The 15,489-nt window shown below is 41.2% G+C and carries 14 protein-coding genes; 9 read left to right on the top strand and 5 right to left on the bottom strand.

Going from position 1 to position 15,489, the window contains the following annotated elements; all coding sequences use genetic code 11:
- The 5 genes from DDV96_RS11850 (at window position 1) to DDV96_RS11870 (ending at window position 4,135) form a co-directional block, all read left to right on the top strand.
- Window positions 1–645 carry a DUF937 domain-containing protein gene (locus tag DDV96_RS11850; RefSeq protein ID WP_116694981.1) on the top strand — a complete coding sequence of 215 codons (645 nt, stop codon included), beginning with the start codon at window positions 1–3 and terminating at the stop codon, window positions 643–645.
- Between the two features lie 126 nt (window positions 646–771).
- Window positions 772–1,191, top strand: a complete 420-nt coding sequence (locus tag DDV96_RS11855; protein ID WP_116694982.1) for a DUF6146 family protein — start codon at window positions 772–774, stop codon at window positions 1,189–1,191.
- Window positions 1,188–1,487, top strand: coding sequence for a DUF6787 family protein (locus DDV96_RS11860; protein WP_116694983.1), 300 nt, complete (start codon window positions 1,188–1,190; stop codon window positions 1,485–1,487). The genes DDV96_RS11855 and DDV96_RS11860 overlap by 4 nt, the downstream gene beginning before the upstream one ends.
- Window positions 1,487–1,813, top strand: a complete 327-nt coding sequence (locus DDV96_RS11865; protein WP_116694984.1) for a hypothetical protein — start codon at window positions 1,487–1,489, stop codon at window positions 1,811–1,813. The genes DDV96_RS11860 and DDV96_RS11865 overlap by 1 nt, the downstream gene beginning before the upstream one ends.
- 42 nt (window positions 1,814–1,855) lie before the next feature.
- Window positions 1,856–4,135: a TonB-dependent receptor gene (locus tag DDV96_RS11870; RefSeq protein ID WP_116694985.1), complete on the top strand. Its 2,280-nt coding sequence runs from the start codon at window positions 1,856–1,858 to the stop codon at window positions 4,133–4,135.
- Between the two features lie 107 nt (window positions 4,136–4,242).
- Here the strand turns inward: DDV96_RS11870 and DDV96_RS11875 are convergent, their stop codons facing one another.
- Both DDV96_RS11875 and DDV96_RS11880 read right to left on the bottom strand, forming a co-directional pair.
- Window positions 4,243–4,737, bottom strand: coding sequence for a hypothetical protein (locus tag DDV96_RS11875; RefSeq protein WP_133240845.1), 495 nt, complete (start codon window positions 4,735–4,737; stop codon window positions 4,243–4,245).
- A 96-nt stretch (window positions 4,738–4,833) separates the two neighbouring features.
- Window positions 4,834–5,610 carry an MBL fold metallo-hydrolase gene (locus DDV96_RS11880; RefSeq protein WP_116694987.1) on the bottom strand — a complete coding sequence of 259 codons (777 nt, stop codon included), beginning with the start codon at window positions 5,608–5,610 and terminating at the stop codon, window positions 4,834–4,836.
- Window positions 5,611–5,691: 81 nt separating this feature from the next.
- Between DDV96_RS11880 and DDV96_RS11885 the strand changes: the two genes are divergently transcribed.
- Complete coding sequence (locus DDV96_RS11885; protein ID WP_116694988.1) at window positions 5,692–7,143, top strand: TonB-dependent receptor; 1,452 nt, start codon at window positions 5,692–5,694, stop codon at window positions 7,141–7,143.
- A gap of 127 nt (window positions 7,144–7,270) precedes the next feature.
- Here DDV96_RS11885 and bcp read toward each other — a convergent pair whose 3' ends face one another.
- Complete coding sequence (gene bcp, locus DDV96_RS11890) at window positions 7,271–7,723, bottom strand: thioredoxin-dependent thiol peroxidase (protein ID WP_116694989.1); 453 nt, start codon at window positions 7,721–7,723, stop codon at window positions 7,271–7,273.
- Between the two features lie 29 nt (window positions 7,724–7,752).
- Here bcp and DDV96_RS11895 point away from each other — a divergent pair, with 29 nt between their 5' ends.
- Window positions 7,753–8,433, top strand: coding sequence for an endonuclease III domain-containing protein (locus tag DDV96_RS11895; protein WP_116694990.1), 681 nt, complete (start codon window positions 7,753–7,755; stop codon window positions 8,431–8,433).
- Window positions 8,434–8,691: 258 nt separating this feature from the next.
- On the opposite strand, the gene DDV96_RS11900 is transcribed toward DDV96_RS11895, so the two are convergent.
- Window positions 8,692–9,276 carry an RNA polymerase sigma factor gene (locus DDV96_RS11900; RefSeq protein WP_116694991.1) on the bottom strand — a complete coding sequence of 195 codons (585 nt, stop codon included), beginning with the start codon at window positions 9,274–9,276 and terminating at the stop codon, window positions 8,692–8,694.
- A 256-nt stretch (window positions 9,277–9,532) separates the two neighbouring features.
- On the opposite strand from DDV96_RS11900, the gene uvrA reads away from it, so the two are divergent.
- Window positions 9,533–12,310, top strand: a complete 2,778-nt coding sequence (gene uvrA, locus DDV96_RS11905) for an excinuclease ABC subunit UvrA (protein ID WP_116694992.1) — start codon at window positions 9,533–9,535, stop codon at window positions 12,308–12,310.
- A 366-nt stretch (window positions 12,311–12,676) separates the two neighbouring features.
- Window positions 12,677–13,957, top strand: coding sequence for a splicing factor U2AF large subunit (locus DDV96_RS11910; protein ID WP_116694993.1), 1,281 nt, complete (start codon window positions 12,677–12,679; stop codon window positions 13,955–13,957).
- A gap of 239 nt (window positions 13,958–14,196) precedes the next feature.
- Here DDV96_RS11910 and DDV96_RS11915 read toward each other — a convergent pair whose 3' ends face one another.
- Complete coding sequence (locus DDV96_RS11915) at window positions 14,197–15,489, bottom strand: glycosyltransferase family 4 protein (RefSeq protein WP_116694994.1); 1,293 nt, start codon at window positions 15,487–15,489, stop codon at window positions 14,197–14,199.

Below are 15,489 nucleotides of genomic sequence, written 5' to 3' on the forward strand. Positions count from 1 at the left end.
ATGGCAGGAATACTCGATTTACTGAACAGCGAAATGGGCCAACAAATCATTGGTGGCATAAGCAAAGAGACCAAACAACCACAAGATAAAACCGCATCGGTATTGTCTATGGGGCTCCCTATTTTAATGGGAGCAATGAAAAAGAACGCAAAATCTGAACAAGGTGCCTCTGGCCTGATGAGCGCATTGAGCAGTGGCAAACACGATGGCAGTGTGCTGGACAATCTTGGCGGGTTTTTTGGCGGTGGGGTCAATGAAGAAGAAAAAGTAGATGGATTGGGCATTTTGGGCCACGTACTTGGAGGTTCTCAAGATAATGTGGTCGGGGCGCTTTCCAAAAAATCAGGGATGGACGCTAACTCGGTAATGCAAATATTGCAAGTGGCAGCACCTATTTTATTAGGCTTTCTTGGAAAAGAAAAAAGACAGCGAAATGTTGATTCACAATCCGGGATCACCAGTTTGCTCGGTAATATGATGGCCGGCAACACCCAAGAAGAGCAAGAAAAAGAACAATCGTTGATCGAGTCATTATTAGACGGCGATAACGACGGCAGCGTGATCGACGATGTAGCCGGAATGGTGTTGGGCGGCGGCAAAAAAGGCGGCTTAGGTAATATGATAGGTGGTTTCTTCGGAAATTAACCTTCCCCAAACTATACCGACCGTGTTTTGTTATGCAGAACACGGTTTTTTTATTCCGCATACTTTAACAAGGACTTTTCTGTCTTTTCAGTATTTTCAGTATTTTTGCAAGTAGAAATATAGTCCATGCGTTACATTCTTTTTATTATAGCGGTTTCTTTGGCGGTTTACAGTTGCGATTCCACCAAATCTGCCATGAAAGGCGATAAGATCTCCGCAACCGAAAATGATACCATACGCATTGCCAACGATAGCTTAGAATACGAAATTATCATCATAGAGCCTGGCTTCAATTCTTGGTTGGTAACCCAACCGTCCCGAGGCTATTATGGATTAAATTATTTAGAAAACAAAAACCGTTTTTTTGTTTCTGAATTCAATGCCCGGGTGCGCAACCCACAGCGGTACAGCCCCAGTCTATACCCGCAGGAGATAAATTACAATTTCAACACCGATTACGGTTACGAAGTAAATTACCTGCTCTACAATTATTTTGTTTATTTTCAAGAAAAGTACAATCAACATTTACCTGGCGGAAGAAGATGAGAAAATTAAAACAACGTTGGGAGATCAGCTCCAATTGGCAATTGGCCGTCGTTTTTATAGTATTTGCAATAACAGGAAGCACAGCAGCTAAACTAGCAGCACCATTGACCCAGGCCATTGGCATTACCACAGACCACGGCTGGTACGTTTATTGGCCGATACGTATTTTGATCATTTTCCCGGCCTATCAGGTTTTGTTGGTCTTTTTTGGTTGGCTTTTTGGTGAGTTTCGTTTTTTTTGGAATTTTGAAAAAAAGATGCTCCGCAGTATGGGGCTTCGTTTTATAAGGGTTTAATGGCTTCCAAAAAAAGTATAGCGCCCAATGTGTTGTCAGCTCTTTTAATAGGGCTGTTGCTGTTCCCATCCGCAGTTCAGTTTGCGCATATCTTTGAAGGGCACGACCATAAACCGTGTAGCGAAATCACCACCCACCTTCACGAAAAGCAATTGGACTGTACCTTGTTCGATTTCCATTTTTCAAATTTCAGCTATTCCGTAGCTGAATATCCCGAATTTTATAGCTTAGATGAACCTTCAAAACTAGAAACGCGCTACTGTCCTGTAGAAGTAAGCGCCAATTCAGCTACCTACTTTGTACGTGGCCCTCCCGCCAATTCTTAGTTCTCGACACACTTATTTTTTTTAATTCCAAACTAAGAACGTATGAAATTATACACATGCATGCTATTGGCATTCTTGGGCATAGCCAATATACATGCGCAAAACAACTTGCAAGGTACGGTAACCACAAAAGATACCGGCCAACCTTTGCCCGCTACCATTTACATTCCGCAACTTGAAAAAGGAACCGTTGCTTCCTTTGATGGGGCCTATGCCATTTCCAATATTCCTAAAGGAACTTATGCCGTGGTCTATTCGTATTTAGGATATGCAACCGTTTCTAAAAACATCCAGTTTTCAGGAAACAGTTCGATTACACATGATATTATTTTAACTGAAAGCGCCGTTGAAATGGAAGAGGTCGTTATTTCAACCCCATTTCATAAATTACAAGGCGATAATGTTATGAAAGTGGAACGGGCTTCTGCCCAAGCCCTACTTTCCAGTGGTGCGACGACCCTTTCCGAAGGGATTACAACGATTCCCGGCGTAGAAAGCATTAGTACTGGTACAGGCATCGGGAAACCGGTGATTCGCGGATTGAGCTCCAACCGGGTATTGACCTATACCCAAGGGGTCCGGCTGGAAAACCAACAGTATGGCGATGAGCACGGTTTGGGCATCAACAGTGCCGGTGTGGAAAGCGTGGAAGTCATCAAAGGCCCTGCTTCCCTGCTCTATGGCAGTGATGCTTTGGGTGGGGTTTTATATATAAATCCTGAACGCTTTGCTGCAAACGGAAAAACGAAAGGCGACGTTCAAGGAGCTTATTTTTCAAACACTTTGGGTTCTGCTGTCAATGCCGGTGTGAAAACATCGGGCGAAAAATTCAAGTTTCTTGCCCGTGGTGCCTACAGTACGTACAGTGATTATAAAACTGGAAACGGACAACGGGTCACCAATACGCGCTTTAACGAAACAGATTTTAAAACCGGGATCCGATTTCAGGACAAGACGGTCAAGTCAACGCTTCGGTATAATTACAACCGATCCAACATCGGGATTCCTGAAACCATAGCAAACCAGACCACCAGCAAGGAACTGGAACTTCCTTTTCAAGAAATTGATAATCATATCCTTAGTTTGGAGCAAGTTTTGTTCTTCGGAAATTCAAGTTTAAACGTCAAAGCAGGTTATCAACATAACGACCGCAGGGAGTTTGAAGACCACCATCATGAAGAAGAACATGATGGCGAAACCCATGAAGAAGAAGAAGAAGAACACGAACACGAACACGATGAAGGCCCTGCATTACAAATGAAATTGAACACCTTTAATTATGATGTGAAGTATAATCTTCCGCGGTTAGGAAATTTTGAAACCATCGCCGGAATCCAAGGAATGTACCAGACAAATACAAACTTTGGTGAAGAACTTTTAATACCAGATGCCACTGTTTTTGACTTTGGTATGTTTGCAACCACCCATTATCACTTGGAAAAAGTAGATTTTCAGGCAGGTGTAAGATATGACAGAAGATCGATAGACAGTGATGCAGCCGGAAATCCTATAGAAGATCACTATATCGCTTCTTTAAACCGTGATTTCAACAGTTTTAATGCAGCTGTTGGTGCGAAGATGGATTTTTCTGAACATATAGTTGCCCGTATTAATTTAGCTAGCGGATTTAGGGCTCCAAATTTAGCCGAGTTGACTTCCAATGGTTCACACAATGGCGCCAATCGTTATGAAATTGGCAATGCGGCCCTTACAAACGAACAAAACCTCCAAACCGATGTCTCTGTGGAATTTGGGAATGAACATGTAGAAATTTTCGCCAACGGATTTTATAATGCGGTGAACAATTACATTTACATAAGCCCTACCGACGAAACAATCGATGACAGCCAAGTTTTTCAATACGTACAGTCTGATGCCACATTGTACGGAGGCGAATTTGGCGTGCACCTTCACCCACATCCGCTGGATTGGCTTCATGTGGAAAGTACTTTTGAAACCGTAACCGGTAAATTAAAGTCTGGGGGTTATTTACCTTTGATCCCTGCGAACACCCTGCGGAGCACACTTCGGGTTGAGTTTAACGAATCGAGGTATTTTAAAAAACCACAAGCTTTTGCAACCCTCCAAAACACTTTTGCCCAAAACAATCCTGGCAGTTTTGAAACACCTACTAAGGGTTATAACTTGGTAAGTTTGGGAGCTTCCAATGTGTTTAAGTTGAACGATATAGCTTTGGAGCTGCAGTTTTCAGTCACCAACCTCTTTAATGAAACGTATATTTCGCACCTTTCCCGCTTAAAAAGAGATGCTATTTTAGATACTGGAAGAAGTATTAACGGTACGGTAAAAGTGAGTTTTTAAATACGATTGTATTAAGAAGAAAAAAATTAAGCTTGGCTTTCTCTCCTTAAGGGAAAGCCAGGTTTTTTTTAAAAAACGTTGCCTACTTCATCACGTTACCTTGTAACTTAACCTCCATACAGCAGTGATCCAATAACATTCAAATCAATGCTTTTGTCTTCATTGATGTAATATTCCAGTACCATTTCACCCCAGTAGGTACCATCGGTAAAATCGGCCACCACCCAACGGTGGTTTAAAAATTTTACTTTGTTAATCTTCATTCTCCCTTCTATACCATCATAAGGAACTATGGGGTTGTTTCCTTTTTCACCGTTTAGGTCATAGATGTGTTCACGCACGCGGTTTTCCACTTCAGCAGCTTCAAAGCCCATGTTTTCATAATAGGTCATGGCATTGTCGTTGCCCAGTAAACTAAAGTAGTTTACTTGCTGCAATCGCTGGACCAAGGAATCGTTTTTTTTTTCATAGGCCGATACCTTTTTCTTCAGTAATGCAATGTCGTTTTCCTGCGATTCGTAAATCTGCTTTTCGTTCATATACTGAAATATAACGAACAACAATGCAAAAAAGAACAGGTACATATATATTTTCTTCTTCATAATCAGTAGGCCGCTTTTAAACTAATTATCCTAATGTTTTGTGTAAAAGTTCAGGATAAGCTTCAGCGGAAATCTTTTGGGTTATTTATTGGTTTCTTAAAGTTCTATTTTCAATCCATCATAGGCCAAAAAAACTTGGTCGGGCAAATGTTTTGACACTTCTTCGTGAAAACCCATTAAATGGCTAATATGGGTAAAATACGCACGTTCGGGGTTTATTTTTTCAACAAATGCAAGCGCTTCGGCCAGGTTGAAATGTGAATGGTGCTCTTTTTCACGAAGGGCGTTTACCACCAGTACTTTGGTGCCTTTTATCTTTTCTGCTTCTTCCTCGGCAATGGTTTTAACATCGGTCAAATAAGTGAAATCATCAATTCGAAAGCCCAGTACGGGTATTTTGTTGTGCATGGCTTCAATGGGGGTCACTATTTTTTCGCTTATCATAAACCGGGCCTTTTTGTCTATTTCAATTTCATCTAAAGTAGGGGCGCCAGGATATTTGCCTTCTATCTCAAAAATATAAGCAAAACGGTCGTGCAACGAATCGAAAACCCGCTTGTGGGCATAGAAAGGAATGTTGCCCTGCTTAAAATAAAACGGGCGGATATCGTCTATTCCAGCGGTGTGGTCACTGTGTTCGTGGGTTAACAGTATTCCGTTTAAGTGTGTTACACCTTCCCGTAGCATTTGGTAGCGAAAATCGGGGCCGCAATCGATTACATAGTTATAGTTGTTCCATTGCAATAACACCGAAACCCGAAGGCGTTTATCCTTAGGGTCGTTGCTTTTGCAAACGGGGTGATCACTGCCAATTACGGGCACGCCCTGTGATGTTCCGGTGCCCAAAAATGTTACGGTAAGTCGATGCTTCATTGGCACAAAAATAACAGTATTTTTTTTGAATAGCTACGGTATTTCTTACCTTTGTTAGACTACTGTTAATACCGGTTCATTATGCCAGAAACTATTTTAGGGGACAAAGAGTTTGAGAACATCCCTTCTATTCGAAGCAAGTCGCTTCGCATAAATTTGAACGAAAACATTTATGGAACGTTCGCCGAAATAGGTGCTGGCCAAGAAACGGTACGTAATTTTTTTAGGGCTGGTGGTGCGTCTGGAACCATTGCCAAGACCATGTCCGCGTATGACAAAGACTTTAGCGATGCCATTTACGGGGAAGAGAAAGATGGCCGGTACGTTACCGAATCGCGCCTTAGGAAAATGCTCACGCACGAAATCGATCTTATCGAGGAACGCATTGCCCGTAAAAAACATCCTAATAAAATGTTTTTCGCTTATGCCAATACCGTGGCAACCATCGATTTTGCTAAAAAATACAAAGGTCACGGCTGGGTAGGCATTAAATATCAAGTAGATCCGAAGGAAGATTACAACGAAATTATGCTGCACGTCCGTTTCCATGAAAACGAAGCCTTGTTGCAACAAATTACGCTCGGCATCCTTGGTGTAAATTTAATTTATGGGGCCTATTACAAATACGATCAGCCTAAAAAGCTCCTGCGGTATTTGTACGATCACATTGATAAAGACAAAATTGAAATTGACACCATTAACTTTTCAGGGCCTAAATTTGAAGAAGTGGATAACCGGTTAATGAGCTTACAGCTTATTAAAAACGGCATGACCGAAGCCATCATGTTTGGTCCCGACGGGAACAACATCCTTCCTGCCAAAATACTCTACAAAAAAAATATTTTGGCCCTACGCGGTAGTTTCAGGCCAGTCACCAAGGTGAACATCGATATGTATGAAAACTCATACGAAATGTTCCTACAGGAAAAAAAGGTAGAAAAAGAACGCACCGAAGTTATTTTTGAAATCACCCTTTCCAACCTACGTGCTGAAGGCGAAATTGACGAAGAAGACTTTATGGACCGGGCAAAACTACTATGCTCGCTTGGGCATACGGTTATGATTTCCAATTTTCAGGAATATTACAAATTAGTAGAGTATTTTTCACGCTTTACCAAAAACCGTTTGGGCTTGGCCATGGGCGTTAACAATTTGGTCGATATTTTTGATGAAAAATACTACCGCCATTTAAGCGGCGGTATTCTGGAAGCTTTTGGCAAGTTGTTTTTTAAAGATCTAAAAGTGTACCTCTACCCTATGTGCGACCCTGAAACCAACGAATATACCACTAGCGAAAACCTAAAAGTGCACCCGCGGATGAAAGAGCTGTACAAGTTCTTTAAGTACAACGGAAAAGTGGTCGATATTAAAGATTTCAACCCCGATATTTTAAATATTTTCTCTCGCGAAGTGTTGGAAATGATAGAAAGCGGGGAAGAAAGCTGGGAAGAAATGCTACCGCCCGGAGTTTCTGAAATTATCCGTGAAAAAAAACTTTTTGGCTACACTGAAAAACCAAAAGTAGCCAAGTAACTAACTGCTAAGCGAAAAGTAAAAGACGTGCCTAAAAAATAAATTGGTTTATCCCGTCGAGCCTGCTTTCGGTGAACAGCTAAAATTATTTTTCAGACACCCCCTTTATTAATCAATAAGCTAAAAATTATTCCAAAATTTGTGCAGCGTGGTCCTTGGTCTTTACTTTTGATATCACCCGCTCTACTTTCCCTTCTTCATCGACGATAAACGTCATTCTGTGGATGCCATCGTATTCCCTGCCCATAAATTTCTTGGGGCCCCAAACGCCAAAAGCATTGATGACCTCCTTGTTTTCGTCTGCCAATAATGGAAAAGGAAAATCGTACTTTTCTTTAAAATTTTTCTGCTTGCGCTCACTGTCGGCACTTACGCCCAACAATTTGTAGCCTTTGTTTTTTAGTTCTTCGTAGTTATCGCGCAGGTTACAGGCTTCGTTTGTGCATCCTGGAGTATTGGCTTTTGGATAGAAAAAAACAATCAACTTATGGCCTTTGTAATCGGTAAGCGATACGGGGTTGCCGGCTTGATCGTTCACGGTAAAATTAGGGACCTTGTCCCCTTCTTGTAAAGTTTTCATTTGCTATTTTTGCTTAAAATTACATAAAAATGACGAAACAGGAAAAGGTTGACTTTGTAATCAAAACGCTCAAGGAATTATACCCACAAATCCCTATTCCATTGGATCATAAAGACCCTTACACCTTGTTGATCGCTGTCTTGCTTTCTGCCCAGAGCACCGACGTACGCGTCAATAAAATTACGCCGCTGCTGTTTGAAGTTGCCGATAATCCTTACGATATGGTGAAACTTTCGGTAGAAGAAATACGGGAAATCATTAAACCTGTTGGGTTATCCCCTATGAAATCGAAAGGCATTCATGGGCTTTCTGAAATATTGATCGAAAAGTATAACGGTAAGGTCCCCGCAGATTTCGAAGCTTTGGAATCCTTGCCTGCCGTGGGGCACAAAACGGCCAGTGTGGTTATGTCGCAAGCTTTTAACATCCCTGCGTTCCCGGTCGATACGCACATACACCGCTTGATGTACCGCTGGGGCTTAAGCACAGGCAAAAACGTAACCCAAACCGAGAAAGACGCCAAACGCCTGTTTCCAAAAGACCTGTGGAACGAACTGCACCTGCAAATTATATGGTACGGCCGTCATTATTCCCCAGCCCGTGGATGGGATTTGGAAAAAGACATCATAACCAAAACAATAGGCCGGAAATCAGTCTTGAACGAATATTATAAAAAAAAGCCCTCCGTACGGAAAGCCAAGAAAAAATAAGGCCATAAAAAAACCCCGGAACATCAGCTCCGGGGCCCTTAACAAAGTTTAGTTTAGAAGTGCTTCAAACTTCAAATTATTATAACGCTTAACACTTAAAGCCTTAGAGTAATCCAGAAGAAACCTTATGGTTTCATCTTTTGGAGCCATATTATTCACCTGCTCCGGGTGTGAGGTTTTAGAGTACATTTTTTGCATATATCGGTTTTTATGAGGTTATTGTTATTTCGATAACGCTCAAAAAAACAGATTATTGTATCAATTGGTCAATACAATGTTATGCTTGTCAATTACCTTGCGCAAATTTATGAGCGCATAGCGCATTCGGCCCAATGCGGTATTGATGCTCACATCGGTCTGTTTACTTATTTCCTTAAAGCTCATTTCTTTGTAAATGCGCATAACCAGTACTTCTTTTTGGTCTTCGGGCAGTTCCTCAATTAATCTCCGTACATCGTTTTCCACCTGTCCCTTAATGAGTTGCTTTTCAGCATTTAATGATCCATCGGAAAGCACCGAAAAAATATTGAAATCGTCCTTGTTCTCAAATTTAGGCATACGGTTGTTTTTTCTAAAATGGTCGATCACCAAGTTATGGGCAATGCGCATCACCCAAGGTAGAAATTTGCCTTCCTCGTTGTACTTTCCTCGTTTTAAGGAACGGATCACTTTTATAAAGGTATCCTGAAAAATGTCTTCAGTAACATCCCTATTGTAAACTTTAGAATAAATAAAACTGTAAATACGCTGTTTGTGACGGGTAATTAGATGAGAGAGTGCAGATTCATCGCCATTTATATAGGCACTAACCAATACTGCATCCGTATGGGTGTCTTGTTTCATATCAATACTTTTAAGTTAACAACTATCCGTGTTTTGGTTGTTTAGCCGTTATGTTATTTAGGGTAAAAAGTAATAATATGCTATAGGCAATAAATTTTATAATTAGCGTTGTGAACCGTAAATATAACAACAAAGAAACGTGAAATGCAAATAAAACATAAAAATTTCCTAAAAAAATTATAATTTGAGCCTGTGTGCATTCCCCATTTCTATGTAGTATCTTTGCATATTCTTACCTGAAAAAGAGACGGCTATTTTGAATATTGACACCTTAGACACCAAGAAAAACATCCTCATAAAAGGAGCGAAACTCCATAATTTAAAAAACATCGATGTTGCCATTCCCCGCAATAAGCTGGTGGTGGTGACGGGCCTTTCGGGCAGCGGAAAATCCAGCCTCGCTTTCGACACCCTCTATGCCGAAGGCCAACGCAGATATGTGGAGAGCCTCTCCTCGTACGCACGTCAGTTTTTGGGCCGTTTGGACAAACCAAAGGTAGATGCCATTAAAGGGATTGCCCCGGCCATCGCCATTGAACAGAAAGTGAATTCCACCAACCCACGTTCTACGGTGGGCACTTCTACTGAAATCTACGATTACCTAAAATTATTATATACCCGTATTGGGCACACTTTTTCCCCAATTTCTGGCGATGAAGTGAAAAAGGACACCGTAACCGATGTCATTACCTACATAAAATCTTTTCCCAAAGGCGAAAAAATGCTTCTCCTCGCCCCTATTTTTTTAGAAGAAGGGCGCAGCATGAAAAATAAAATACAAGCCTTGGCGCAACAAGGGTATGCCCGGGTTAAGTATAAGGGCAAAGTCATCCGCATCGATGAATTGAAAGATGGGGACTACCCAAAAGACCTGCAATTGGTCGTCGATAGGATCATTACCAAAGATGATGAAGATTTTTACAACCGCCTGGCCGATGCCATCGAAATGGCCTTTTACGAAGGCAAGGGCGAATTGTATATCGAAAAACTTTCCGATAACGCAGTTAAAGAATTCAACAACCGCTTTGAAGCCGATGGCATGACGTTCTTGGAACCCAACGTGCACCTCTTCAGTTTCAACAATCCATACGGAGCTTGTCTCAATTGTGAAGGATATGGCGATGTGATTGGCATTGACGAAGATTTGGTCATTCCCAATACCGCGCTGTCCATTTACGAAAACGCCATATTTCCGTGGCGTGGTGACGCAATGGGCTGGTACCGTGACCAATTGGTGAATAATGCTTATAAATTTGATTTCCCCATTCATAAACCGTGGTTCGAGCTTACCGAAGAACAAAAACAATTGGTGTGGGAAGGAAATAAGTATTTTGAAGGGTTAAACGACTTTTTTGCCTTCTTGGAATCCAAAAGCTATAAAATTCAAAACCGGGTCATGTTATCGCGATACCGCGGCAAAACCAAATGCAATGTATGCGGCGGAAAACGATTGCGCCCTGAGACCGGTTATGTTAAGGTAGGTGGCAAAGCCATTCAGGAACTGGTGGAGCTTCCACTGGAAAAAGTGGCCCACTTCTTTAAAGAACTGAAATTAAACGAATACGATACCAACGTATCAAAAAGGCTATTGCTGGAAATAAACAACCGCTTAAAATTTTTAACCGATGTCGGGCTAAGCTATTTAACCCTGAACCGAAAAAGCAATACGCTTTCAGGAGGCGAATCGCAACGAATTAATCTCGCCACTTCGTTGGGCAGTAGCTTGGTAGGTTCTATGTATATTCTCGATGAGCCCAGTATTGGCCTGCATCCCAAAGATACCGAGCGGTTGACAGAAGTGTTAAAATCCCTACGTGATTTAGGTAATACCGTAATTGTGGTGGAGCACGATGAAGATATTATGAAAGCTGCCGATGAGATTATCGATATTGGCCCCGAAGCAGGAACCTATGGTGGCGAAGTGGTATCGACCGGCACCTTTCAAGATATTCTGAAATCTGATTCCCTTACAGCCCAGTATTTAAATGGTAAAATGGAAATTGAAGTTCCCAAAAAACGGCGTTCTTGGAAAGAAAGCATACAAGTAATCGGTGCCCGGCAAAACAACTTAAAAAATATTGACGCTGCATTTCCTCTCGGGGTTTTTACCGCTGTAACGGGCGTTTCGGGAAGTGGTAAAAGTACCTTAGTGAAAAAGATTTTGTATCCTGCCATGCTTCGGAAAATTGGCGGGTACGGTGAAAAGCCAGGTCAATTTTCAGAATTAAAAGGAAACTTCAATACCATCAAAAATATTGAATTTGTTGATCAAAACCCCATTGGCCGCTCCAGCCGAAGCAATCCAGTTACTTATATTAAGGCGTATGACGACATCAGGAACCTATTCGCTTCACAAAAATTGTCTAAAATCAGAAATTACAAGGCCAAGCATTTCAGTTTTAATGTAGATGGCGGCCGTTGCGAAACCTGTAAGGGCGATGGTGAAGTGACCATCGAAATGCAATTTATGGCCGATGTGCATTTGGAATGTGAAACCTGTAACGGCAAACGCTTTAAAAAGGAAATACTGGAAGTTACATTTCAGGATAAAAATATTGATGATGTCCTTACCATGACGGTGGACGATGCCATTGCATTTTTTAAAAAGCACAAAGAAAAGAAAATCACCAAAAAACTGAAGCCCCTCCAAGATGTTGGGCTGGGTTATGTGCAATTGGGCCAAAGCTCCTCTACCCTTTCCGGTGGCGAGGCGCAGCGCATTAAACTGGCTTCTTTTTTAATAAAAGGCACCACCAAGGACAAAGCGCTCTTTATTTTTGACGAACCCACTACGGGACTCCATTTCCACGACATTAAAAAACTCTTGGCATCTTTTTATGCTTTATTGGAAAAAGGCCATACCGTGATTGTGGTAGAACACAATATGGATTTGGTAAAATGTGCCGACCACATTATCGACCTCGGCCCGGAAGGTGGCGAAAAGGGTGGACAAATCGTAGCCCAAGGCACGCCGGAGGAAATGGTTAAGAATAAGGACTCTTATACAGCTACCTATTTGAAAGATAAAATTTAAACTTTGTTTTTGGCACGGTGATTGAAACAAATCTTATAAGAAACCATTAAGTTTTTATCGATTTGTTTTTAGTTAAGTTTAGGCATCTTATTGAATAAGGTGCCTATTTTTTTTTGCATTGCGGAATGAATCAGCTTAGTTTTAGTCCCTATTTTATATTAAAAACTTTTTTTCTCCTTTCCTTATAAAAAAGAGCTAGTCCCAAAGAATCGGAAGGGTTAATAGCCCAAACCTAAATATTTAGCCAATTCAATAAATTGCTTTAAACTGATTATCAGTTTCTTACAAATACTGGCACGATGCTTGTTATATCTTAAGCGTATCGAGCTGACCAAAAAATAGCAAGTACAATTTAAACTCTTTATTATGAAAAAAGCAGCCTTACTCTTATTCAGTTTACTTTTTATAAATACTGTGGCTTTTGCTACCAGCACTGCCCCTGAAGAACTTTCAACTTACCGATACAACGGTAAATCGTATGTATTTATAGAAGGGAATGTGGAATTTTCGGTATTTCCCGATGGTCAGTTCGATTTTGTGTATTTAGGTCCCAACCGAAGCAATGTCAATGTCAATATAAACACAAGCAACGTAAACATTTCATTTAACAGTGGCTACGATTATGATGCCTACGTTCAGTACGATGATTATGGTGCCGTAATTCAAGTAGAAGAAATCCCTATTTACTATGATGAATATGGCCGTGTAGCACAAGTGGGTAACACCGAAATACGCTATAACGACCGCCGCATTGTACGTGTTGGCGGGTTGAACGTAATTTACAACCATTACGGACATTTTTCGCACGTAACCGGATATATCAACTTATGGACTCCGCGTTATGTATATCGCCCTTGGCACGTGTATTATGCTAGACCTTACTATTCAAACTGTATTGTGTATGATTATCCATACAGAAGGTACTACAACCCACACCGTTATAGCTGGGTAAAGCATAGACATTATTACAGAAACAGAAAGCATGTGGCCTACAACAACGGAAGAAGAAACTTTTACCGTCCGGGCAGCAGAAAACACTATAGAGATGGCCGTGTGGTAAAACGCAGTGATTACAACCCAAACCGCCGCAATACTTTTGCTAGGAATAACCCGCGTAAAAGCAATGACAACCGAAGCAATTTTACCCGTACTAACAACCGTAGTTCGGTCGCTAAACGGACAAACTCACGTGGAAACACCAAAACTGTAAGAAGTTCTTCAAGCAAGAAACGACACGTTAGTTCTAACAATAATAGAAAAAGAACCAATACCGATCGTAGGTCAATCACTAAAAACACCAGAAAACAAACATCTGGTCGCAATGTGATTTCCAAAAGAAGTTCAAGGCCTAAATCTATTGGCAAAAATAGCCGAACCGACACTCGCAAGACCCGAAGTGTTTCAAGAAATAAAAAGCCGCGAAAGATCAGCAACAAGAGAACGCGAACCGTAAAACACGCCAGTGGTTCCAGTAAAAGAAAAGCAGTATCAAAACAGAAACGAACGCATAGAAAAAGTAAGTCGTACCGATCTAAAGCACCAAAACGCACAACTGCAAAACGCAGTTCAGTTTCAAGAAAGTCGCGTGGCAACAGCAGGAGCAGCCGTTCATCTTCTACCCGAAGCAGACAAAGAGGTCGCGGTTAAAAACAACTATCTCATAAAGCAAAATAAAAATGAGATGTGATTTTTAAAAATTTTGGTTGGTTAGTTAGAAACCTCCGTTGAGCAACAACTTGACGGGGGTTTCGTTTTTGGTATAAGGTGGCTTGTTATGTTCGATGAGCTTTTTTTTATATTTACAACGTATTTGAAATCCAGTCCGTTCGGCAGGCGGGCTTGCAGGATTGGCTCGGGGTTTTTGAAAGCTTTACAGCAACCACTTCTTACGTACTTTCCACTATCCGCTTAACCACTTCAGCCATACGCTTGGTCAAATTTCTTCGGCTGTATTGTGAAATGTTTTTAGAAGAAACCTGCAACGCATGATTTTTATATTGTGAGTATAAATTTAGAATTTCAGCTTTCAATCTGTCTTTTTCTGAACAGTCAAAAAACCAGCCACTTTCGGTTTCTGAAATCAATTGCTCGATATCACTCCCTTTGGGGCCCAAAGCAACAATAGGACGTTCTGCCCTCAAGTATTCAAAGAGCTTTCCCGGAATGATGGCACGGGTTTCCGGTCTATCAATTTCCAGGAGCAATAAAACCTGGGCATTATGCTGCAGCTGTAAGGCTTCGGAATGGGATACATAGCCCAATAAGTTCAAATTTTTACCTAAACCGTGTTGTTTAATGCTCTGGACCACACTTTCACTTGTTGTTCCGGCTAATGTTAATTGAAAATCTGTTGCAAAATCTGAATGTTCTGAAATCAGTTCTGAAAGTACTTCCCATAGCAACACGGGGTTTCGTTCACTCAATAAGGAACCCACATGAACAAAACTGAATTTGGCATCCAGTTCAGCAGTGATTTCTTTCTTTATTTCGTATCCATTGGTGATAACTTCAATGGGTTTTTGGGTAATTTCCTGAAATTCTTTTTTGGTGGTTGGGCTGGTTACGGTAATTAAATCGGCGCTCTGCAATACTTCGGCTTCCAGTTTTTTGTGCTTTTTTTCTGAAGCTTTTGTCAATCTAAGGGATTTATGATAATGTATCGTCGTCCAAGGATCCCTAAAATCGGCCAACCACGGAAGTTTTGTGTCTTTTTGCAGCTGAAGCCCTATCAAATGTAAACTATGCGGCGGTCCGGTCGTGATAATGGCATCGACCGTGTTTTCTGAAAGATAGTTTTTCAGAAAAGCTACCGAGGGCTTTACCCATCCTACCCTGGCATCCGGGATAAAAAAGTTTCCCCGTATCCAAAGCAATAACTTTTCTACGGCAGATTGCTTTTTTTCAGAAATGATCCCGCTGCTTATCTGTGATGTTTTCTTTTTCGATAAGAGTTTAGCAAATTTATAAGGCTCGTTTACAGGCTGTTTCAGTACTTCGATTTCATTGGGCACATCGGCTTCAAAACTTGGGTCAATTAAAGGGTAATGTGGGTTTTCAGGGACATAAACCACGGGTTCAATTTCAAATTCTTTGAAATACTTTACAAAGTTGAGCCAGCGCTGTACGCCCGGGCCACCCGCCGGCGGCCAATAATAGGTGATGATCAAGGCTCGTTTCAT

The sequence above is a fragment of the Marixanthomonas spongiae genome, assembly GCF_003095375.1.
GTDB lineage: Bacteria > Bacteroidota > Bacteroidia > Flavobacteriales > Flavobacteriaceae > Marixanthomonas > Marixanthomonas spongiae.

What these genes read in the sequence shown, in the direction of transcription:
- DDV96_RS11875 (WP_133240845.1), bottom strand. Translation starts at nt 4,737, where the DNA reads ATGAAGAAGAAAATATATATGTACCTGTTCTTTTTTGCATTGTTGTTC.
- DDV96_RS11900 (WP_116694991.1), bottom strand. Translation starts at nt 9,276, where the DNA reads ATGAAACAAGACACCCATACGGATGCAGTATTGGTTAGTGCCTATATA.
- DDV96_RS11910 (WP_116694993.1), top strand. Translation starts at nt 12,677, where the DNA reads ATGAAAAAAGCAGCCTTACTCTTATTCAGTTTACTTTTTATAAATACT.
- DDV96_RS11870 (WP_116694985.1), top strand. Translation starts at nt 1,856, where the DNA reads ATGAAATTATACACATGCATGCTATTGGCATTCTTGGGCATAGCCAAT.
- DDV96_RS11855 (WP_116694982.1), top strand. Translation starts at nt 772, where the DNA reads ATGCGTTACATTCTTTTTATTATAGCGGTTTCTTTGGCGGTTTACAGT.
- DDV96_RS11860 (WP_116694983.1), top strand. Translation starts at nt 1,188, where the DNA reads ATGAGAAAATTAAAACAACGTTGGGAGATCAGCTCCAATTGGCAATTG.
- DDV96_RS11850 (WP_116694981.1), top strand. Translation starts at nt 1, where the DNA reads ATGGCAGGAATACTCGATTTACTGAACAGCGAAATGGGCCAACAAATC.
- DDV96_RS11880 (WP_116694987.1), bottom strand. Translation starts at nt 5,610, where the DNA reads ATGAAGCATCGACTTACCGTAACATTTTTGGGCACCGGAACATCACAG.
- DDV96_RS11895 (WP_116694990.1), top strand. Translation starts at nt 7,753, where the DNA reads ATGACGAAACAGGAAAAGGTTGACTTTGTAATCAAAACGCTCAAGGAA.
- bcp (WP_116694989.1), bottom strand. Translation starts at nt 7,723, where the DNA reads ATGAAAACTTTACAAGAAGGGGACAAGGTCCCTAATTTTACCGTGAAC.
- DDV96_RS11885 (WP_116694988.1), top strand. Translation starts at nt 5,692, where the DNA reads ATGCCAGAAACTATTTTAGGGGACAAAGAGTTTGAGAACATCCCTTCT.
- DDV96_RS11865 (WP_116694984.1), top strand. Translation starts at nt 1,487, where the DNA reads ATGGCTTCCAAAAAAAGTATAGCGCCCAATGTGTTGTCAGCTCTTTTA.
- DDV96_RS11915 (WP_116694994.1), bottom strand. Translation starts at nt 15,489, where the DNA reads ATGAAACGAGCCTTGATCATCACCTATTATTGGCCGCCGGCGGGTGGC.